General features: G+C 72.3%; 21 protein-coding genes. 17 read left to right on the top strand and 4 right to left on the bottom strand.

Going from position 1 to position 19,189, the window contains the following annotated elements; genetic code table 11:
• The first annotated feature begins 101 nt into the window (after positions 1 to 101).
• The 3 genes from ACFYZ3_RS08270 (at position 102) to ACFYZ3_RS08280 (ending at position 4,890) form a co-directional block, all read left to right on the top strand.
• Positions 102 to 1,838: an MFS transporter gene (locus ACFYZ3_RS08270; RefSeq protein ID WP_388514732.1), complete on the top strand. Its 1,737-nt coding sequence runs from the start codon at positions 102 to 104 to the stop codon at positions 1,836 to 1,838.
• The gene (locus tag ACFYZ3_RS08275; protein ID WP_388514733.1) at positions 1,838 to 3,973 is read left to right on the top strand and encodes an MMPL family transporter; all 2,136 of its coding nucleotides are present in this window, start codon (positions 1,838 to 1,840) and stop codon (positions 3,971 to 3,973) included. The genes ACFYZ3_RS08270 and ACFYZ3_RS08275 overlap by 1 nt, the downstream gene beginning before the upstream one ends.
• Positions 3,974 to 4,122: 149 nt before the next feature.
• Positions 4,123 to 4,890: a BTAD domain-containing putative transcriptional regulator gene (locus tag ACFYZ3_RS08280; protein WP_388514734.1), complete on the top strand. Its 768-nt coding sequence runs from the start codon at positions 4,123 to 4,125 to the stop codon at positions 4,888 to 4,890.
• Positions 4,891 to 4,964: 74 nt separating this feature from the next.
• Here ACFYZ3_RS08280 and ACFYZ3_RS08285 read toward each other — a convergent pair whose 3' ends face one another.
• On the bottom strand, positions 4,965 to 5,759 hold the full coding sequence (locus ACFYZ3_RS08285) for a 3-oxoacyl-ACP reductase (RefSeq protein WP_388514736.1): 795 nt from the start codon (positions 5,757 to 5,759) through the stop codon (positions 4,965 to 4,967).
• A gap of 80 nt (positions 5,760 to 5,839) precedes the next feature.
• Here ACFYZ3_RS08285 and ACFYZ3_RS08290 point away from each other — a divergent pair, with 80 nt between their 5' ends.
• Genes ACFYZ3_RS08290 through actVB form a run of 6 tightly spaced genes read left to right on the top strand, consistent with a single transcriptional unit; the run spans position 5,840 to position 11,129 of the window.
• The gene (locus tag ACFYZ3_RS08290) at positions 5,840 to 7,243 is read left to right on the top strand and encodes a beta-ketoacyl-[acyl-carrier-protein] synthase family protein (protein ID WP_388514738.1); all 1,404 of its coding nucleotides are present in this window, start codon (positions 5,840 to 5,842) and stop codon (positions 7,241 to 7,243) included.
• Positions 7,240 to 8,463, top strand: a complete 1,224-nt coding sequence (locus ACFYZ3_RS08295; protein WP_388514739.1) for a ketosynthase chain-length factor — start codon at positions 7,240 to 7,242, stop codon at positions 8,461 to 8,463. The genes ACFYZ3_RS08290 and ACFYZ3_RS08295 overlap by 4 nt, the downstream gene beginning before the upstream one ends.
• 24 nt (positions 8,464 to 8,487) lie before the next feature.
• Positions 8,488 to 8,748, top strand: coding sequence for an acyl carrier protein (locus ACFYZ3_RS08300; RefSeq protein WP_361003820.1), 261 nt, complete (start codon positions 8,488 to 8,490; stop codon positions 8,746 to 8,748).
• Positions 8,745 to 9,695, top strand: a complete 951-nt coding sequence (locus ACFYZ3_RS08305) for an SRPBCC family protein (protein WP_388514741.1) — start codon at positions 8,745 to 8,747, stop codon at positions 9,693 to 9,695. Before ACFYZ3_RS08300 ends, ACFYZ3_RS08305 begins: the two co-directional genes overlap by 4 nt.
• A complete protein-coding gene (locus ACFYZ3_RS08310; protein WP_388514743.1) occupies positions 9,692 to 10,585 on the top strand; it encodes an MBL fold metallo-hydrolase in 894 nt (297 codons plus the stop codon). Before ACFYZ3_RS08305 ends, ACFYZ3_RS08310 begins: the two co-directional genes overlap by 4 nt.
• A gap of 10 nt (positions 10,586 to 10,595) precedes the next feature.
• On the top strand, positions 10,596 to 11,129 hold the full coding sequence (gene actVB, locus ACFYZ3_RS08315; protein WP_388514744.1) for an actinorhodin polyketide dimerase ActVB: 534 nt from the start codon (positions 10,596 to 10,598) through the stop codon (positions 11,127 to 11,129).
• An 18-nt stretch (positions 11,130 to 11,147) separates the two neighbouring features.
• On the opposite strand, the gene ACFYZ3_RS08320 is transcribed toward actVB, so the two are convergent.
• Positions 11,148 to 11,645 (bottom strand): DinB family protein, encoded by a 498-nt coding sequence (locus ACFYZ3_RS08320; RefSeq protein WP_388514745.1) that lies wholly within the window; start codon positions 11,643 to 11,645, stop codon positions 11,148 to 11,150.
• 53 nt (positions 11,646 to 11,698) lie between these two features.
• A complete protein-coding gene (locus ACFYZ3_RS08325) occupies positions 11,699 to 12,325 on the bottom strand; it encodes a class I SAM-dependent methyltransferase (RefSeq protein ID WP_388514746.1) in 627 nt (208 codons plus the stop codon).
• A gap of 135 nt (positions 12,326 to 12,460) precedes the next feature.
• On the opposite strand from ACFYZ3_RS08325, the gene ACFYZ3_RS08330 reads away from it, so the two are divergent.
• The gene (locus ACFYZ3_RS08330) at positions 12,461 to 13,036 is read left to right on the top strand and encodes a helix-turn-helix domain-containing protein (protein ID WP_388514748.1); all 576 of its coding nucleotides are present in this window, start codon (positions 12,461 to 12,463) and stop codon (positions 13,034 to 13,036) included.
• A gap of 38 nt (positions 13,037 to 13,074) precedes the next feature.
• Here ACFYZ3_RS08330 and ACFYZ3_RS08335 read toward each other — a convergent pair whose 3' ends face one another.
• The gene (locus ACFYZ3_RS08335; RefSeq protein WP_388514750.1) at positions 13,075 to 14,004 is read right to left on the bottom strand and encodes a LysR substrate-binding domain-containing protein; all 930 of its coding nucleotides are present in this window, start codon (positions 14,002 to 14,004) and stop codon (positions 13,075 to 13,077) included.
• 95 nt (positions 14,005 to 14,099) lie between these two features.
• On the opposite strand from ACFYZ3_RS08335, the gene ACFYZ3_RS08340 reads away from it, so the two are divergent.
• From ACFYZ3_RS08340 to ACFYZ3_RS08370, 7 genes are all read left to right on the top strand, one after another.
• Positions 14,100 to 14,930, top strand: a complete 831-nt coding sequence (locus tag ACFYZ3_RS08340; RefSeq protein WP_388514752.1) for an oxidoreductase — start codon at positions 14,100 to 14,102, stop codon at positions 14,928 to 14,930.
• 76 nt (positions 14,931 to 15,006) lie between these two features.
• Entirely contained in the window at positions 15,007 to 15,348 is a 342-nt protein-coding gene (locus ACFYZ3_RS08345; protein WP_388514753.1) for a YrdB family protein, read from the top strand.
• 108 nt (positions 15,349 to 15,456) lie between these two features.
• On the top strand, positions 15,457 to 16,602 hold the full coding sequence (locus ACFYZ3_RS08350) for a DUF4190 domain-containing protein (protein ID WP_388514754.1): 1,146 nt from the start codon (positions 15,457 to 15,459) through the stop codon (positions 16,600 to 16,602).
• Between the two features lie 147 nt (positions 16,603 to 16,749).
• Positions 16,750 to 17,502, top strand: a complete 753-nt coding sequence (locus ACFYZ3_RS08355) for a GntR family transcriptional regulator (protein WP_003973878.1) — start codon at positions 16,750 to 16,752, stop codon at positions 17,500 to 17,502.
• Between the two features lie 456 nt (positions 17,503 to 17,958).
• Positions 17,959 to 18,150 carry an SPOR domain-containing protein gene (locus ACFYZ3_RS08360; protein WP_356856442.1) on the top strand — a complete coding sequence of 64 codons (192 nt, stop codon included), beginning with the start codon at positions 17,959 to 17,961 and terminating at the stop codon, positions 18,148 to 18,150.
• A gap of 39 nt (positions 18,151 to 18,189) precedes the next feature.
• Positions 18,190 to 18,624: a (deoxy)nucleoside triphosphate pyrophosphohydrolase gene (locus tag ACFYZ3_RS08365; RefSeq protein WP_388514755.1), complete on the top strand. Its 435-nt coding sequence runs from the start codon at positions 18,190 to 18,192 to the stop codon at positions 18,622 to 18,624.
• A gap of 38 nt (positions 18,625 to 18,662) precedes the next feature.
• A complete protein-coding gene (locus ACFYZ3_RS08370) occupies positions 18,663 to 19,112 on the top strand; it encodes an ATP-binding protein (protein ID WP_388514757.1) in 450 nt (149 codons plus the stop codon).
• Positions 19,113 to 19,189: the final 77 nt, after the last annotated feature.

Below are 19,189 nucleotides of genomic sequence, written 5' to 3' on the forward strand. Positions count from 1 at the left end.
ATCGTATGGCATGGACGGGCCACCGTTTCTTGACGCGACCACCGTTCCATTGTAGAACGGTGGTCGTTCATGGACCAATAGTCGAGGACCCGGGGGACGCCATGAGTTCCGTTGAAGCCGACGAGCCGGACAGGGCCACGGCCCCGCCATCGGCGTTACTGCCGGAGGGTGATCCCGGACCGGACGGAACCGCGGCCGGACCCCCGCCCTACGCGCGCCGTTGGGCCGCGCTGGGAGTCATCCTCGGCGCCGAGATCATGGACCTGCTCGACGGCACGGTGATGAACGTGGCCGCGCCCGCGGTCCGCGCGGACCTGGGCGGCAGCCTCAGCGTCATCCAGTGGATCACCGTCGGGTACACGCTCGCGTTCGCCGTCCTGCTCGTGGTCGGCGGCCGGCTGGGCGACATCTACGGCCGCAAGCGCATGTTCGTCGTCGGCGCCGTCGGCTTCACCCTGGCCTCCGTGCTGTGCTCGGTGGCGGCCGGCCCCGAGATGCTCACCGCCGCGCGCTTCCTTCAGGGCGGGCTCGGCGCGCTGATGATTCCGCAGGGGCTCGGTCTCATCAAGCAGATGTTCCCGCCCAAGGAGACGGCGGCGGCGTTCGGCGCGTTCGGACCCGCCATCGGGCTGGGCGCCGTTCTCGGCCCGATCGTCGCCGGGTTCCTGGTCGACGCCGACCTGTTCGGCACGGGCTGGCGGTCCGTCTTCCTGATCAATCTGCCGATCGGCGCGGCCGTGATCGTCGGCGCGGTCCTGCTGCTGCCCGAGGGCAAGGCGCCCGTCCGGCCGAAGTTCGACGTCGTCGGCATGGTGCTGGTGACGGCCGGGCTGACCCTGCTCATCTTCCCGCTCGTCCAGGGGCGCGAACGCGGCTGGCCCGCATGGGCGTTCGTGCTGATGCTGGGCGGAGCGGCCGTGCTCGTCGGCTTCGTCGCCCACGAACTGCGCCAGGAGAGGCGCGGCGGCGCCACGCTCATCGAGCTCAGCCTGCTGCGCAGGTCCCGCTACGCCGCGGGACTGGCGGTGGCGCTGGTGTTCTTCACCGGCGTCTCCGGAATGTCGCTGCTGCTCGCCCTGCATCTGCAGATCGGCCTGGGCTTCAGCCCCACCAGGGCCGCGCTGACCATGACGCCCTGGTCGGTGTTCCTCGTCGTCGGCGCGATCCTGACCGGGGCGGTGCTGGGATCGAAGTTCGGCCGCAAGGCTCTGCACGGCGGGCTCGTGGTGCTGGCACTGGGCGTGCTGATCATGCTGCTCACGATCGGCGACCAGGCCGGCGGGCTGACCAGCTGGGAGCTCGTCCCCGGTATCGCCGTGGCCGGGCTCGGCATGGGCATCATGATCGGACTGCTCTTCGACATCGCCCTGGCCGACGTCGACAAGCAGGAGGCCGGTACCGCCTCCGGCGTCCTCACCGCGGTCCAGCAGCTCGGCTTCACCGTGGGCGTCGCGGTGCTCGGGACCCTGTTCTTCGGGCTGCTCGGCTCACAGGCCACGGCGAGCGTCGACGACGGCGCGAGCCGGGCCCGCGCCGAACTCGCTGCCGCCGGGGCGAGCACGACCGAGCAGGACCGGCTCCTGGCCGATCTGCGGGTGTGCCTGCGGGAGTCGGCGAGTCAGCAGGACTCCGAACGGACGCCGGACAGCTGCCGAAGCCTCCAGCAGGCCCGGCCGGCCGTGGCCGAGGCCACGGCGCGGGTCTGGCGGACGGCCCACACCGAGAACTTCAGCACCGCGATGGTCCGCACCCTCTGGGTGGTGATCGCACTGCTCGCGGTCTCCTTCGCGCTGGCCTTCCGGCTGCCGCCCAAGCCCCGTGAGGAAGAGGGCTTCTGATGACACGCACACTGCTGTCCTGGCCCGGCGGGCGCCGGCTCAAGTGGCTGGTGCTCGCGGCCTGGATCGGTCTGCTGATCGTGCTCCAGCCGCTGGCCGGGAAGCTCGGCGACGTCGAGTCCAACGACGCCGCCGCCTGGCTCCCCGGCAACGCGGAGTCGACCGAAGTGCTCGAGCTGTCCGAGAAGTTCCAGCCGGCCGACACCAGCCCGACCGTCATCGTCTACGACCGCCCGTCCGGGATCACGGCCGCCGACGAGGCGAAGGCCCGGGCCGACGCCGTGCACTTCGCTGACGGCACCGGCGTGGTGGGCGAGCCCTACGGTCCGGTGCGCTCGGACGACGGCAAGGCCCTGCGCACCGTCGTCAACGTCCACCTCGGCAAGGACGGCTGGGAGGGGCTCAACGCGGCCGCGAAAGACATGCGGGCGATCGCGCGGCCGAGCGCCCCGGACGGTCTCGGCGTCCACGTCACGGGCCCGACCGGCTATGCCGCCGACTCCGCCGAGTCCTTCAGCAGCGCCGACTTCAAACTCACGCTGGTCACCCTCCTCATCGTCGTGACGATCCTCGTCGTCACCTACCGCAGTCCACTGCTCTGGCTGCTGCCGATGATCTCCGCGGGCATGTCCCTGGTCATCTCGCAGGCCATCGTCTACCTGCTGGCCAAGAACGCGGGACTCACGGTCAACGCCCAGACGGCGATGATCCTCACGGTCCTGGTGCTCGGCGCGGCCACCGACTACGCGCTGCTGCTCGTCGCCCGCTACCGAGAGGAGCTGCGGCGGCACGAGGACCGGCACGAGGCCATGGCCGTGGCGCTGCGCCGGGCCGGGCCCGCCATCGTGGCCAGCGCCGCCACCGTCGCCGTCAGCATGCTCGTCCTGCTGCTGGCCGCTCTGAACTCCACCAAGGGTCTCGGCCCGGTCTGCGCCGTCGGCGTGCTGGTCGGCCTGCTGTCGATGATGACGTTGCTGCCCGCTCTGCTGGTGATCTTCGGACGCTGGGTCTTCTGGCCGGCCCGGCCGAAGCACGGTACGGAGCCCGATGTCACCCGGGGCCTGTGGTCGCGGATCGCCCGGCTGGTGTCCCGCCGTCCGCGTGCCGTCTGGGTCAGCACCGGCCTGGTGCTGGGGGCGGTGGCCACGCTGGCCGTCACCCTGAACGCCGACGGCCTCCAGCAGAAGGACGGATTCAGGACCAAGCCGGAGTCGGTGGTGGGCGAGGAGATCCTGACCCGGCACTTCCCGGCCGGCTCCGGTGAACCCATGGTCGTCATCGCCAAGGGCTCCGCGGCGGACGAGGTGCACGCCGCACTGGAGACCGTGCCCGGCGTCATCGAGGTCGCGCGCCCACAGGTGAAGGACGGCCTCGCCTACGTCGAGGCGACGCTCAGCGCCGGGGCGGACTCGCCGGCGGCCATGGGTGCGGTCACCGCGGCCCGCGAGACCCTCGCCCGGCTGGACGGTGCGGAGGCACGGGTGGGCGGCAGCAGCGCCGTCGTGCACGACATGCGGGAGGCGTCCAGCCGCGACCGCGGTCTGATCATTCCGGTGATCCTCGCCGTGGTGTTCTGCATCCTCGCGCTGCTGCTGCGAGCACTGGTGGCGCCGCTGCTGCTGATCGCGAGCGTGGTGTTGTCCTTCTTCACGGCGCTCGGCCTCGCCGCGCTCTTCTTCAACCACGTCTTCGACTTCGCGGGAGCCGATTCGGCCTTCCCCCTGTGGGTCTTCGTCTTCCTGGTCGCCCTGGGCGTCGACTACAACATCTTCCTCGTCACCCGCATCAAGGAGGAGAGCGACCGGCTCGGCACCCGGCAGGGCGCGCTCAAGGGCCTCACCTCGACCGGCGGCGTGATCACCGCGGCCGGGCTGGTGCTGGCCGGGACCTTCGCCGCGCTGGCCACGCTGCCGCTGGTCTTCATCGCCGAGCTGGGTTTCACGGTCGCGGTGGGCGTCCTGCTCGACACCATGATCGTGCGATCGGTCCTGGTCACCGCGCTCACTCTCGATGTCGGCCGGTGGATGTGGTGGCCGCACCGGCTCTCCCGACGCGAGGACCCTTCCGAGGACGGAGCCGTATCAGGAATGCCTGATTCTATTAATTCGGAGGCATCGGCTCCTGCCTCTCGGTAAAATCCAGTAAAAATTAATCAGTGCGGCTCGCTGCACTGATTAATTTTTGATCAATAGGTTTTCGCTTGTGACGGCGAGCACATTGAAATCTGTTGAGCGGGCCTGTTATTGTCGCCCCCAGGAGATGGAGAATCTCGACGGGGGCGCAGATGAGATTCAACTTACTGGGACGTGTTCATGTAATCACCGATGCGGGGTGCGTGATTCCGCTTAAATCCTCGAAGGCGACCCAGCTCCTCGTGCTGCTGCTCCTCAGGCGGCACGAGGTGGTGGGGGCGGGGGTGCTCATCGAGGAGTTGTGGGCGGACGACCCGCCCCGCAGCGCCATGACGACGCTGCAGACGTACGTCTACCACACCCGCCGGCTGCTCGAGGAGCAACGGGTGACGAGTGACGAACGGGAGTTGGTCCTGACCCAGCCGCCCGGTTACTTCGCCCTGATCGACGAGGACGAACTCGATGTCGCGGTCGCCGAACGCCTGATCCGGGCCGGCGGCCGGCTGCTCGAGGAGAACCGGCTGGAAGAGGCACTCGCCTCCTTGGACGCGGGACTGGATCTCTGGCGAGGCCCGGCGCTGTCCACCGTACCGTGCGGCCGGGTACTCGAAAGCAACATCGCACACCTGGAAGAGCTGCGGCTTTTTGGAATGCAGCTCCGTATCGACGCGAATTGGCGGCTGGGCAGAATAGGGCCGATGATTCCGGAACTCCGGTCCCTGGTAATTTCGCATCCGCTGAACGAGACCCTGCACGCCAAACTGATGGGTGCGCTCTGCCAGATGGGCCGGCGTGCCGAGGCGCTGGAATCGTATCGGAATCTCCGGCGGATTCTGTCCGACGAACTGGGGGTGGATCCGACGCCGGAAATCCAGCGTATGCACATGGAAATTCTCAACGGCGAGCAGGTGCTCGTGTAGCCATCGGTCCGTGAACGCGGTGGAGCCCCTCGCAGGCTGCGAGGGGCTCCACCGCGTTCACGGACCGGCCGACGTCAGTAGTTCCCCAGCCCGCCGCAGACGTTCAGCGCCTGCGCGGTGACCGCGGCCGCACCGGGCCCGATCAGGTACGCCACCATCTCCGCCACCTCGGACGGCTGCACATACCGGCCGATCGGCACCCGCGCGGTGATCCGGTCGAAGGCCTCCTCGGTCGACACCTCCCAGATGCCCGAGTAGTGCTCGCGCACGGACGCGGCCATCGGCGTCTCGACGAATCCGGGGCATACGGCGTTCACCGTGATGCCGGTCCTCGCCAGTTCGAGACCGAGCGCCTTGGTGAAACCGACCACCCCGTGCTTCGAGGCGGAGTAGGGGGCGGCGTGCACCACACCCTGCTTTCCGCCGGTCGAGGCGATGTTGACGATCCGGCCCGTCCCCCGTTCGAGCATGCCGCCCGCCTTGAGGACCTGCCGGGTCACCCGGAACACGCCGGTGAGGTTGGTCTCCACGACATCGAGCCAGAGTTCGTCGGTGAGCTCGGCCGTCGCGCCGCCGCCGGGCCGGCCCGCGTTGTTCACCAGCACGTCGACCGGACCGTAACGCTCGACCACCGCCGCCACGAGAGCCTCGATCTCCGGGACCGAGCGGACGTCGCAGGTCCGGCCGTCCGCCTCCACGCCCGCCTCCCGCAACTCCTTCAGCGTCGTCCGCAGTCCCTCTTCGCCGCGCGCGCAGACGAAGACGCGCAACCCCTCCTTACCGAGTCTGCGGGCGATCTCCAGCCCGATTCCGCTGGTTGCACCTGTCACCAGCGCGACTTGTGCGACTTCGGAGTCCTGCGTGGCCATGTGTTCCTCTCCCTGCCTCGTGGTTCCTCGACCGCTCAGCTTTGGCCGCCCGGCTCGAGCGGCGGTCGAAGGGAGGTGGGGTGCCGCTGGACGCGGCGACGGTGGATCCGGCGTCGAGGGGTCCCGTATCGGCCTTCGAGGCTCCTTCGAGCCACGGGGCCGACGATGACGACGACCACCGGACGAACCCATCGAAGGAGCTGTTCGGATTGAAGCGCAGAGTCGTCATCACGGGCGTCGGCGTCCGCGCCCCCGGCGGGAATGGCACCCGGCAGTTCTGGGAACTGCTCACTTCGGGGCGGACGGCGACGCGCCGGATCTCGTTCTTCGACCCCTCGCCCTACCGTTCGCAGGTCGCGGCGGAAGCCGACTTCGACCCGGTCGCCGAGGGCTTCGGCCCGCGGGAGCTCGACCGGATGGACCGGGCCTCGCAGTTCGCCGTGGCCTGTGCCCGGGAGGCCCTCGCCGCCAGCGGGCTCGACCTGGACACCCTCGACCCCGCCCGGGTCGGGGTCAGTCTGGGCAGCGCGGTGGCCGCGGCGACCAGCCTGGAGCGCGAGTATCTGCTGCTGTCGGACTCCGGCCGTGACTGGGAGGTCGACGCGGCCTGGCTGTCCCGGCACATGTTCGACTACCTGGTACCCAGCGTCATGCCGGCCGAAGTCGCCTGGGCGGTCGGCGCCGAGGGCCCGGTCGCGATGGTCTCCACCGGCTGCACCTCGGGCCTGGACTCCGTCGGCAACGCGGTACGGGCCATCGAGGAGGGCAGCGCCGACGTGATGCTGGCGGGAGCCGCCGACACCCCGATCACCCCGATCGTCGTCGCCTGCTTCGACGCGATCCGCGCCACGACCGCGCGCAACGACGACCCGGAGCACGCCTCGCGGCCGTTCGACGGTACGCGCGACGGCTTCGTGCTGGCCGAGGGAGCCGCGATGTTCGTCCTGGAGGACTACGACAGCGCGCTGGCCCGCGGCGCCCGCGTCCACGCCGAGATCTCGGGGTACGCGACGCGCTGCAACGCCTACCACATGACGGGACTGAAAGCCGACGGCCGCGAGATGGCCGAGGCCATCCGGGTCGCCCTCGACGAGTCCCGCACGGACGCGACGGACCTCGACTACATCAACGCCCACGGCTCCGGCACCCGGCAGAACGACCGCCACGAGACAGCGGCGTACAAGCGCGCACTCGGTGATCACGCCCGGCGCACTCCGGTCAGCTCGATCAAGTCGATGGTCGGCCACTCGCTCGGCGCGATCGGATCGCTGGAGATCGCGGCCTGCGTGCTCGCCCTCGAACACGGCGTGGTGCCCCCGACCGCGAACCTGCGCACGAACGACCCCGAGTGCGACCTCGACTACGTCCCGCTCGAGGCCAGGGAGCGCAAGCTGAAGTCCGTACTCACCGTGGGCAGCGGCTTCGGCGGCTTCCAGAGCGCGATGGTGCTGCGCGACGCCGAGACCGCGGGGGCCGTCGCATGAGCGTCCTCATCACCGGAGTCGGCGTCGTCGCACCCAACGGCCTCGGCCTGGAGCCGTACTGGTCGGCGGTGCTGGACGGCCGCCACGGCCTCGGCCCGGTCACCCGCTTCGACGTGAGCCGGTACGAGGCGACCCTCGCCGGCCAGATCGACGACTTCCACGCGCCCGACCACATCCCCGGCCGGTTGCTGCCGCAGACGGACCCCTCCACCCGGCTCGCGCTGACCGCCGCGGACTGGGCCCTCCAGGACGCGAAGGCCGACCCGGAGTCGCTGACCGACTACGACATGGGCGTGGTCACGGCCAACGCCTGCGGCGGATTCGACTTCACGCACCGGGAGTTCCGCAAGCTGTGGTCCGAAGGCCCCAAGTCGGTCAGCGTGTACGAGTCCTTCGCATGGTTCTACGCGGTGAACTCCGGCCAGATCTCCATCCGGCACGGTATGCGCGGTCCGAGCAGTGCCCTGGTCGCCGAGCAGGCCGGGGGCCTGGACGCGCTGGGCCACGCCCGCCGTACGATCCGCCGCGGCACGCCGCTGGTGGTCTCCGGCGGGGTCGACTCGGCACTCGACCCGTGGGGCTGGGTCTCGCAGATCGCGAGCGGCCGGATCAGCACGGCCACCGACCCGGCCCGGGCGTATCTGCCCTTCGACGAGCGGGCGGCCGGTTACGTTCCGGGCGAGGGCGGCGCCATCCTCGTCCTGGAGGACAGCGCCGCGGCCGAGGCCCGCGGCCGGCACGACGCGTACGGCGAACTCGCCGGCTGCGCCTCGACCTTCGACCCCGCCCCCGGATCCGGACGGCCCGCGGGTCTGGAACGCGCGATCCGGCTGGCGCTGACCGACGCCGGGATGGGTCCCGAGGACGTCGACGTCGTGTTCGCGGACGGCGCGGGCGTACCCGAACTGGACGCCGCGGAGGCCAGGGCGCTCGGCCAGGTGTTCGGCCGCGAAGGGGTGCCCGTCACCGTCCCGAAGACGACGACGGGCCGCCTCTACTCCGGCGGCGGCCCGCTCGACGTGGTCACCGCCCTGATGTCCCTGCGCGAAGGGGTGATCGCGCCGACCTCGGGCGTGACGTCCGTACCCCGGGAGTACGGCATCGACCTGGTGCTCGGCGCACCCCGCGACACGTCCCCGCGCACCGCACTGGTCCTGGCCAGGGGCCGCTGGGGCTTCAACTCGGCGGTAGTCCTGCGCCGTTTCGCACCGACCCCGTAAAGACACCGAGAACTGGAGACAGCAATGGCAACCCTGCTGACCACCGACGATCTGCGCCGCGTCCTCGTGGAGTGCGCCGGTGAGACGGACGGTACGGACCTGTCCGGCGACTTCCTCGATGTCCGCTTCGAGACCATCGGGTACGACTCGCTCGCCCTGATGGAGACCGCGGCGCGACTCGAGAGCCGGTACGGCGTGTCCATACCCGATGACGTCGCCGGCCGCGTCGACACGCCGCGAGAGCTGCTCGACCTGGTCAACGGCGCACTGGCCGAGGCGGCATGAGCCGGCCGGGAGAACACCGGGTGGCCCACACTCTGAGGACCACCGCCCCGGCGCGGCGGCTCTACGACCTGGTCGCACGCGTCGAGCACTGGCCGGCCGTCTTCGAACCGACCGTGCACGTACAGGTCCTGGAACGCGGCCGGGGCACGGAACGCTTCCGGATCTGGGCGCGCGTGGGCGGTCGGGTGAAGACCTGGACATCCCGTCGGACGCTGGACCCCGACGCGCTGCGGGTGACGTTCCGCCAGGAACTCACTCAGCCGCCCATCGCCTCGATGGGCGGGAGCTGGGAATTCCGGGGCGACGGCGACGGCACCGAAGTCGTGCTGACCCATGACTTCGCCGCCGTCGACGAAGCCGCCCTGCCGGGACTGCGCGAGGCGCTGGACGCGAACAGCGAGAAGGAGCTGGCCGCGCTCGCCACGCTGGCGGAGCGCCGGCAACCGCCGGAGGAGCTCGTCTTCACGTTCGAGGACACGCTCCGGGTGCCGTCCGGGGACGAGGCGTACGCCTTCATCGAGCGCAGTGACCTGTGGCAGGAACGGCTGCCGCACGTGCGGAAGGTGACGCTCACCGAGGAGGCGGCGGGTACCGGCCCTTCCGAGACGCAGGACATGACCGTCCAGGACATGACCATGGAGACGGTGACGACCGACGGCGGTACCCACACCACCCGTTCGATCCGGCTCTGCGTCCCGGGAAAGAGCATCGTGTACAAGCAGCTCGTCCCGCCCGCCCTGCTCTCCGGGCACTGCGGCGCCTGGCTCTTCGGCGAGGACACGGTCACCGCCCGCCACACCGTGGCCATCGACCCGGCCCGCGTGGAGGAGGTCCTGGGCCGGGGCGGAACCGTCGCGGACGCCCGCGCCCATCTGCGTGAGGTCCTCGGTGCCAACAGCCGGGCCACGCTCCGCCACGCGGCGGCCGCCGCCGGGCCGGCGTCATGACGGTCGAGGTCCGTGAGGTCGCCGAGGGGGTCTACGCCTACGAGCAGGCCCCCGGCGGCTGGTGTGTCAGCAACGCGGGCATCGTGGTGGGCGGCGACGGCGCGCTCGTCGTCGACACGCTGTCGACGATCCCGAGGGCGCGGCGGCTGGCGGAGTGGGTCGACAAGCTCGCCGCGGGCCCCGGCCGCACCGTGGTCAACACCCACTTCCACGGCGACCACGCGTTCGGCAACCAGGTCTTCCCGCCGGGGACGCGGATCATCGCGCACGAGGACATGCGGTCCGCCATGGTGACGACCGGCCTGGCCCTCACCGGGCTCTGGCCGCGGGTCGACTGGGGCGAGATCGAGCTGAGGCCGCCGAACGTGACCTTCCGCGACCGGTTGACCGTGCACGTCGGCGAGCGACGGGTCGAACTGATCTGTGTCGGCCCCGCGCACACCGATCACGACGTGGTGGTCTGGCTGCCCGAGGAGCGGGTGCTGTTCGCGGGGGACGTCGTCATGTCGGGCGTCACCCCGTTCGCGCTCTTCGGTTCGGTGGCCGGCACGCTGGCCGCGCTCGACCGGCTGGCGGAGCTGGAGCCCGAGGTGGTCGTCGGCGGGCACGGCCCGGTGGCCGGACCCGAGGTGATCGACGCCAACCGGGACTATCTGCGCTGGGTCCAGCGCCTTGCCGCCGAGGCGGCCGACCGCAGGCTGACGCCGCTGGAGGCCGCGCGCCGGGCGGACCTCGGCGCCTTCGCCGGCCTGCTGGACGCGGAGCGCCTCGTCGCGAACCTGCACCGGGCCCATGAGGAGCTGCTGGGCGGGCACGTGCGTGACGCCATGGAGATCTTCGCGGAGCTGGTCGCCTACAACGGTGGGCAGCTGCCCACCTGCCTCGCCTAGGGAGTCGAAGATGGCAGCCGACCAGGGAATGCTCCGGGACGCCATGGCCCGGGTGCCGGCCGGGGTGGCGCTCGTCACCGCCCATGACCGCGGGGGAGTCCCGCACGGCTTCACCGCCAGTTCGTTCGTGTCCGTCTCGATGGAGCCGCCACTCGCACTGGTCTGCCTGGCCCGTACGGCCCGTTCCTTTCCGGTGTTCGACAGTTGTGGCGAGTTCGCGGTGAGCGTGCTGCGCGAGGACCACACGGACCTGGCCATGCGCTTCGCGCGCAAGTCCGCGGACAAGTTCGCGGGCGGGGAGTTCGTCCGTACCGCGCGGGGATCGACCGTGCTCGACGGAGCGGTCGCGGTCGTCGAGTGCACGGTCCACGAGCGCTACCCGGCGGGCGACCACATCATCCTGCTCGGCGAGGTCCAGTCCGTGCACGTCGAGGAGAAGGGGGTACCGGCGGTCTACGTGGACCGCGGGTTCGCCGCCCTGTGCTCGGGGACGGGCGCCTGCCTGTCCGCCACCGGGCGGGGCGTGCCGGCGCACGTCGGCTGAGGACGGCCGGGAACGCCGTCAGCGGCCCGTGGCGCCGTCGATCAGCTCGCGGAGGATGTCCGCGTGACCGGCGTGGCGGCCGGTCTCCTCGACCATGTGGGTGAGGGCCCAGCGGACACTGGGCGCGGGGCGGCCCGGTCGCGGCCGGGGGAGCGGTGCGCCGAGGTCGGTGCAGGTGTCGAGCACGCGGTTCGCGCGTTCGACGGCCTCCCGGTAGCGGGCGACGACCTCGGCGACGCCGTCCTCGGATGCGGCCCGGAACGTCGCGGGCCAGTTCCGCACCTCCTCGCCGAGGAAGAGCGCGCGCTCGACGTGGGTCAGGTGGTTGAGCAGCCCGAGCAGATTGGTGCCGGACGGCACCGCTGCCGTACGGACCTGCGGTTCGGGGGCGCCCTCGACCTTGCCGGCGATCGAGGTCCGCAGGTAGTCGAGGAACCCGCGCAGGGTCTCGGCCTCACCGCTGCCGGTTCGGGGCGGCGGGGTGTCCCGGCGGTGGGTGCGGGGGGTGGTGGGCATGATGACCGGCCTCCGGAGGGTGTGGGGCGGGCGGGCCGCGGGCACGGGGCCCGTCAGCCCGCGCGGCGGACGAGCAGGACGTGGTCGACGACCTCGGCGGTGCGCCCGCCCGGGCCGGTCGCGGTCCGGCGCGGTGCCTCGGCCCGTTCGACCCGCCACGTCGCCGGGTCCAGGGCGAGGTCCGCCGCGACCTCCTCCGGGGCCGGGTGGCGCGCGTCGGGGTCCTGGTCCCACGACCACGGCGCGGTCGATCCGTGGTCGACGACCAGCAGCCGCCCGCCCGGGCGCAGCGCGTGCGCCGCCCCGCGCAGGACCGACGCGCGGTCCAGGTCGAAGGGCGTGTGGAGGTAGTGCGCGCAGACCAGGTCGAACCGGCCCCCGGGGAAGGACGCGCGCAGGTCGTGCCGTACGGCGTCGACCCGGTCGCCGAGGCCGTGGGTCCGGGCGTGTTCCGCGAGCCGCTCGGCCGCGACAGCGGAGATGTCCACGGCCGTGACCCGCCAGCCCCGCCGGGCGAGCCACAGCGCGTCGCCGCCGCTGCCGCACCCCAGGTCGAGCGCGTCGCCGGGCGGCAGGCCGGTGACCGTCTCGACCAGACGGACGTTCGGGCGTGGCGCGTCGGGCGCCGGGCGGGCGGCGTACACGCCGTCCCAGAACGTGACCGCGTCGGTGGCGCTCATCGGAACTCCTTCAGTGGGTTCGGTCGGCGGCGGGCAACGAATCGCGGACAACGCACCGCGAGCCGTCGCTGCGACCAGTCTCGGCACCCCCGCCCGAACCGGCACGAAAACTTGCGGTTGTGGCAAGGTGGCCCGATGGATGCCGGAACGGACGACGACGTACTCGACGCCGTGGGCCCACGCCTGCGCGCGCTGCGCCGCGAGCGCGGCATCACCCTCGCCCACCTCTCGGCGGCGACCGGCGTGTCGGAGAGCACCCTGTCCCGGCTGGAGAGCGGGCAGCGCCGCGCGACCCTGGAGCTGCTGCTGCCGCTCGCCCGGATCTACGACGTCCCCCTGGACGACCTCGTCGGCGCCCCGCGCACGGGCGACCCGCGCATCCACCTCAAGCCGGTCAAGCGCTTCGGGATGGTCTTCGTGCCGTTGTCCCGGCGGCCGGGCGGCACCCAGGCCTTCAAAATGATCATCCCGAGCCGCCCGGCGCCGCTCGAACCGACCCCGCAGACCCACGAGGGCTCCGAGTGGCTGTACGTGCTCAGCGGCCGTCTGCGGTTGCTGGTCGGCGAGCGCGACCTGACGCTGTCGCCCGGTGAGGCGGCCGAGTTCGACACGTCCCTGCCGCACTGGCTGGGCAGCGCCGACGGCGGCGCGGTCGAACTCCTCGTCCTGTTCGGACTGCAGGGGGTGCGGGCCCATGTGCACAGCGGCTGAGGGCCGTTCGACGCCCGCTCAGCCGTCCTGAGGGAGTGTCACGCCCGGTCCGTCACCCTGCGGCACGCCGCCACGTACCCGCGCACCAGTGCCCGCCCCTCGTCCTCGCGGCGCCGCGCCAGCGCGTAGCGGCTGGGGGACAGGCCGCGGACCGGGCGGGTGGTGACGCCGCCCAGGGTGATCAGCGGGGCGTTGCCCGTGGCCACCAGGCAGATGCCGAGCCCGGCGACCAGGGCCTCGTACGTCTCCTCCGTGCCGGAGATCTCGGCGCCGACGCGCGGCGGGCGGGCGGCGGGGCCGTCGAGGGCGCGCCGTTCGTCCAGCGCCAGCCAGAAGTCGCGCAGCACCCCCGCCTCCGGGGGCAGGGCGAGGAACGGCTCGTCGGCCAGGTCGGCGAAGTCGATCTCCTCCCGGGCGGCGAGGGGGTGGGAGTCGGGGAGGGCGACCAGGCGGGGCTCCTCGGCGACCACCGTCCAGGCGTAGCGCTCGGCGTCGGGCAGCGGCAGCCAGACGTACGCGACGTCGGCCGTGCCGTCGGCCAGGCCCGCGGTCGGGTCCTCCCAGCTCATCTGCCGCAGCCGCAGGACCGCCTCCGGGTGGGCCGCGGTGAAGCGGGAGCGGATCGCCGGGAGCAGACCGCCGCGGCCGGGGCTGGTGCTCATGCCGACGACCAGGGTGCCGCGCCGGGCCGCACGGGCCGCCTCCACCGCCGCCGCGCCCTCGGTCCAGTCGGCCAGCACACGCCGGGCGTGCGGCAGCAGGGCCGTGCCCGCCTCGGTGAGGGTCACGCCCCGCGGACCGCGGTGGAACAGCTCGGCGCCCAGCTGCCGTTCCAGGGCCCGGATCTGCTTGCTCAGCGCGGGCTGTGACACGTACAGAAGCTCGGCCGCCCGCGTGAAGTGCAGCTCCTCGGCCACCGTCGCGAAGTAGCGCAGCTCCCGCACATGCACGTCCGTCGTCATGCCCATTGGCTATCACCGCGGGTCTTGGACCGGCAACCGGCTTGCGGGCGAGGGTGGTTGGCGTCGGAACAAAGGAAACCGAGGGAACCGAGGGAGTCGGGATGAACAAGGTGTGGCTGATCACCGGGGCGAGCAGCGGCTTCGGGCGGGCGATCGCCGAGGCGGCCCTGGCCGACGGCGACGTCGTGGTCGGCGCGGCCCGGCGCCCCGAGGCGCTGGACGACCTCGTGGCCGCGCAGCCGGACCAGATGGAGGCGCTGCGCCTGGACGTCGCCGACACGACCGCCGCCGGGGACGCCGTACGGGACGTGCTGGCGCGGCACGGGCGGATCGACGTGCTCGTCAACAACGCGGGCCGCACGCACGTGGGCGCCCTGGAGGAGACCGGCGAGGACGAACTGCGCGCGCTGTTCGACGTGCACGTCTTCGGCCCGGCCGCGCTGACGCGCGCGGTGCTGCCGTCCATGCGGGAGCGGCGTTCGGGCGCCATCGTGCAGATGAGCAGCATGGGCGGGCAGATGTCCTTCGCGGGCTTCTCGGCGTACAGCGGCACGAAGTTCGCCCTGGAGGGCATGTCCGAGGGGCTCGCGGACGAGGTCCGGGACTTCGGCATCAAGGTGCTGATCGTCGAGCCGGGCTCCTTCCGCACCGGCCTGTTCGAGGCCGGGAACGCCGGGATCAGCGCGGACAGCGGCGTGTACGCCAAGGTCGGCGAGACCCGGGGGATGATCGCCGCGGGCGACGGCAGCCAGCCCGGCGACCCCGCCAAGGCGGCCGCCGTCATCCGTGCGGCACTCGCGGCCGAGCACACCCCGCTGCATCTGCCGCTGGGCGACGACGGCGTCACCGCGGTCCTCGGCCACCTCGACCGGGTCCGCGAGGAGGTCGAGGCCTGGGAGAAGCAGACCCGGGCCACCGCATTCGACAACTGAGGCGCGCCGCGGGGCCGTTGCTGGCACCTTTGGCTCGCGCACCCGACCGTGCCCGTGCCGAACCAGGAGTCCCGTCATGCTCTCGTCCCTGAAGGCCCTCAACCTGCTGGTGATGTTCCTGCTGGAACTCGCGGTGTACGCCGCGGTCGTGCTCTGGGGGGTGGCCGTCGGCGACGCGTGGCCGGCCGCGGTGGCCCTGGGGGTGGGCGCGCCGGCCGTGATGATGACGGCGTGGGCGCTGTTCGGATCGCCGCGCGCCCGCCACCCGGCGCGCGGCGGCCGGCGGGTCGTCCTGGAGGTGCTGTGGTTCGGTGCCGGTGCCGCCGCCCTGGCCGCCTCCGGGAGACCGTGGTGGGCGGCCGTCCTGGCCGGCGTCTACCTGGTCAACGCGGCGCTCAGACGGCTGTGGAGGCAGTGACGCCCGGCGCGCCCGCGACCCGCGCACCGGCTCCCGCGCGGACCGCGCTTACGATGCGCGAGGCCGCACCGTCGCCGCACCACCCTCTCGAACAGGAGCACGGTACCCGTGTCGATACCGCCACCGCCGGGGCCCCAGGGGCAGTACCCCCAGGGGCAGTACCCCCAGGGTCCGTACGCTCCGCAGTGGGGGCACCCCCTCGCGCCGTACCCCCGGCAGGCTCCCGTCAGCGGGCTCGCCATCGCGGCGTTCGTGCTCGGTGTCCTGTGCTTCGTGCCGGCGGTCGGACTGGTCCTCGGGCTGGTCGCGCTGGCCCGGATCCGCAAGCGGGGCCAACGCGGCAAGGGGTTCGCGGTGGCCGGCTGCGTGCTGTCCTCCGTGGGACTGGCCCTGTGGACGCTGACGCTGTCCACGGGCGCCGCCGGCGACTTCTGGGACGGCTTCCGGGACGCCGCGCGCGGCGAGGGCACCGCCTACTCCCTGGAGAAGGGCCAGTGCTTCACCACCCCCAGCGGCTCCCTCCAGGGGGTGACGTACGACGTCGACGAGGTGCCCTGCGCGCGGGAGCACGACGGCGAGGTCTTCGCCTCCTTCGACCTGCCGGACGGTTCCTACCCGGGCGACGGGGAGATCACGCGGGCCGCCGACGACCGGTGCTACGCCCTCCAGGACGCCTACGCGATGGACCGGTGGGCGCTGCCGACCGACGTCGACGTGTACTACCTGACCCCGACCTCGGCGAGTTGGCGGACCGGCGACCGCGAGATCACCTGCCTGTTCGGCAACACGGACGAGCGGGGCACACTGACCGGCTCGCTGCGCAACGACGGCGCGCGGCTCGACCCGGACCAGCACACGTACCTGCTCGCGGAGGGCTACCTGAACCGGGCCATGGACGAGGTGCCCGCGGCGGAGGCGGTCGAGGACGACCTCGCGGGCTACCGGATCTGGGCCGGGCAGGTCTCGGAGGCGCTCAGGGGCGAGGTCGCGATGCTGGACGGGCACGACTGGCCCGCCGGCGCCGAGCGCCCGGTCGCCGCGCTGACCGACGACCTGCGGTCGGCGCAGGAGGAGTGGGGCCTGGCGGCGAAGGCCGCCGACCTCGACGCGTACTACGAGCATTACGGCAAGGGCTACGACCTCGTCGCCGCCGACAGCACGGTCACCGCCCGCAAGGCTCTGGGCCTGGCCACCACGCCGCCGGACTACGAGGGCGGCGACGGCGGGGGAGACGACCCCGGCGTGGAGGTGTGAGAGCGGCCATAGCGGGGAGAAAGTGCCTGCGTAAAGCCCTCGGGCGGCACAAGTCATCACATCGAGTGATTCTTTGGCCTTTGCTTGCCTGGGCCAACCTACGGTTGCCACGCTGTTGCTGTCTGTACAACCTGATGGGAGCGGCCAGTGACATTCGGTGAGCAGCCGGCGTATCTGCGTGTCGCGGGTGATCTCCGCAAGAAGATCGCCGACGGCCTGCTGCCGCCCCATACCCGCCTCCCGTCCCAGGCGCGGATCCGCGAGGAGTACGGCGTCTCGGACACCGTCGCCCTGGAGGCCCGCAAGGTGCTGATGGCCGAGGGTCTGGTCGAGGGCCGCTCCGGCTCCGGCACCTACGTGCGCGAGCGGCCCGTCCCGCGGCGCGTCGCCCGCTCCGGATACCGGCCGGCCGGCGGGGCCACGCCGTTCCGCCAGGAGCAGGCCGACGGGGACGCGCGCGGCACCTGGGAGTCGCGCAGCGAGCAGGCCGAGGCGAGCGGTGCCGTGGCCGAGCGGCTCGGGATCAAGCCCGGTGACCGGGTGATGTGCACGCGGTACGTCTTCCGGGAGGCCGGTGAGGCGGTCATGCTCTCCACCTCCTGGGAGCCGCTGGACCTGACCGGCCGCACCCCGGTGATGCTGCCCGAGGAGGGGCCGCTCGGCGGCATGGGCGTCGTCGAGCGGATGGCCGCCATCGACGTCGTCGTCGACAACGTCACCGAGGAGGTCGGCGCCCGCCCCGGCCTCGCCGAGGAGTTGCTCGCCCTGGGCGGTGTTCCGGGGCACGTGGTGCTGGTCGTCCAGCGCACGTTCTACGCCTCGGGGCGTGCCGTGGAGACCGCCGACGTGGTCGTCCCGGCCGACCGCTACCGGGTGGCGTACCACCTGCCTGTCAGGTAGCCCGTCAGGCAGCCCTCAAGCAGCGCCGTGGCCGGGCGAGTTCGCGCGCCCTGCCGCGGTGCCGTCGACGGTGCTGGCCGGCGGTGTGAGCCGACGGTGCGAGATGGCGGTGTGAGATGGCGCACGCCTGTCGTGCGCTCCCGTGTCCCGTCCCCCCGCTCACGCATCCGCCGGGGCCCGGCGGCGCCCTTCGCCCGGCGCCGGAATCCGGTCGTTCCCCCAGGTCGCCTCCCCCGGTCCCGTCATGCCTGTGACCGGAGGCATCGGTGTGCGGAGACGGCGCGTTCCGCATCGTGCGCCCCCTGCGTTCTGGCTGGTTGCGTACCTCTTTGTGCAAAGCCGTGTTCGCTCCGTGAAGGTTGGGCGTAGGCTCGGGCATATGCGGATTGCGGTTTCCTTGGCGGGCGGGGCGCGGCGGGTGCCGCGGGCGGCGGGAACGGGAAGTGGAGGGGCGCGATGAACGACAGCACGGTCACTCTTCCCTGGCTGGTCTTCCGGCAGGACGACAACGGCAATCGCTACCGCGTGGGCAGGTACGCGACGCGGGCGGAGGCCCAGCAGATCGCGGACACCCTCGACGGTCGCGGGCACAAGCAGCTCTACTGGGTCGAGAAGCTCGCCGCGCCCGGCGCGGGCGCGGCGGACTGACCCACGGCGGCGGGCCGGGCAGGCCGTAGGCTCCGGCGCATGACGGAACGGATCGTGGTGGGCGCCGCCCTGCTCGACGGCGGGCGCCTGCTCGCCGCGCGCCGCAGCGCACCCGCCGAACTGGCCGGACGGTGGGAGCTGCCCGGCGGCAAGATCGAGGCGGGCGAGACGCCCGAGGCGGCGCTCGTGCGCGAACTGCGCGAGGAACTCGGGGTGGCGGCCGAGGCCGGTGAGCGCGTCCCGGGGCAGTGGCCCCTGCGGGCCCCCTTCGTCCTCCAGGTGTGGACCGCCCGCCTGCGCCCCGGGTCCGCGGCCCCCGCGCCCCTGGAGGACCACGACGAGCTGCGCTGGCTGACCCCCGGCCAGATCTGGGACGTGCCCTGGCTGGACCAGGACGTGCCGGCCGTCGAGCGGGTGCTGGCACACCTGGGACTCCAGGCGGACACCGCGAGGAACGGTACCGGGCCCGGATAAAGGGTATGTGCCCATTAACCCCACGAAACCGGACAGCAGTGGGGTCGTCGGCCGGGGAAGTGATCGGCGTGAGTGACGGCGAGGGCGACTGTGCCGAGTGGGTCTTTCCCGCGGCGCCGGACGCCGTGCGCACCGCCCGCTCCCTGGTCCGCCGCACCCTGGGCGAGTGGCGGCTCGACGGCGTCGCGGACATCGCCGCCCTGTTGGTCAGCGAGCTGGTCACCAACGCGTTGCGGCACGCCACCGGCCCCATCGGCGTCCGCCTGGTGCGCAGCCCCGCCGCAGCCGCCGCAGCCGCCGGGGTCGACGGGGTCCTGCTGGTGGAGGTCTCCGACCCGCTGCCGGACCCGCCCCGCGAGCGCGTCGCCCGCCCCGACGACGAGGACGGCCGGGGTCTGCAGTTGGTGGCCTCCGCCGCGCGGCGCTGGGGCACCCGTCCCGGGGAGGCGGGCAAAACCGTGTGGTTCGAACTGGCCCTGCCGCGCTAGCGCGACGATCTCGTGACGCACCGTCGCCGACCCGTCGGACGACGCCCGAAATGTCCTTGTATCGTCCCTGGTTCGGG

This window comes from Streptomyces sp. NPDC001599 (assembly GCF_042893535.1).
GTDB lineage: Bacteria > Actinomycetota > Actinomycetes > Streptomycetales > Streptomycetaceae > Streptomyces.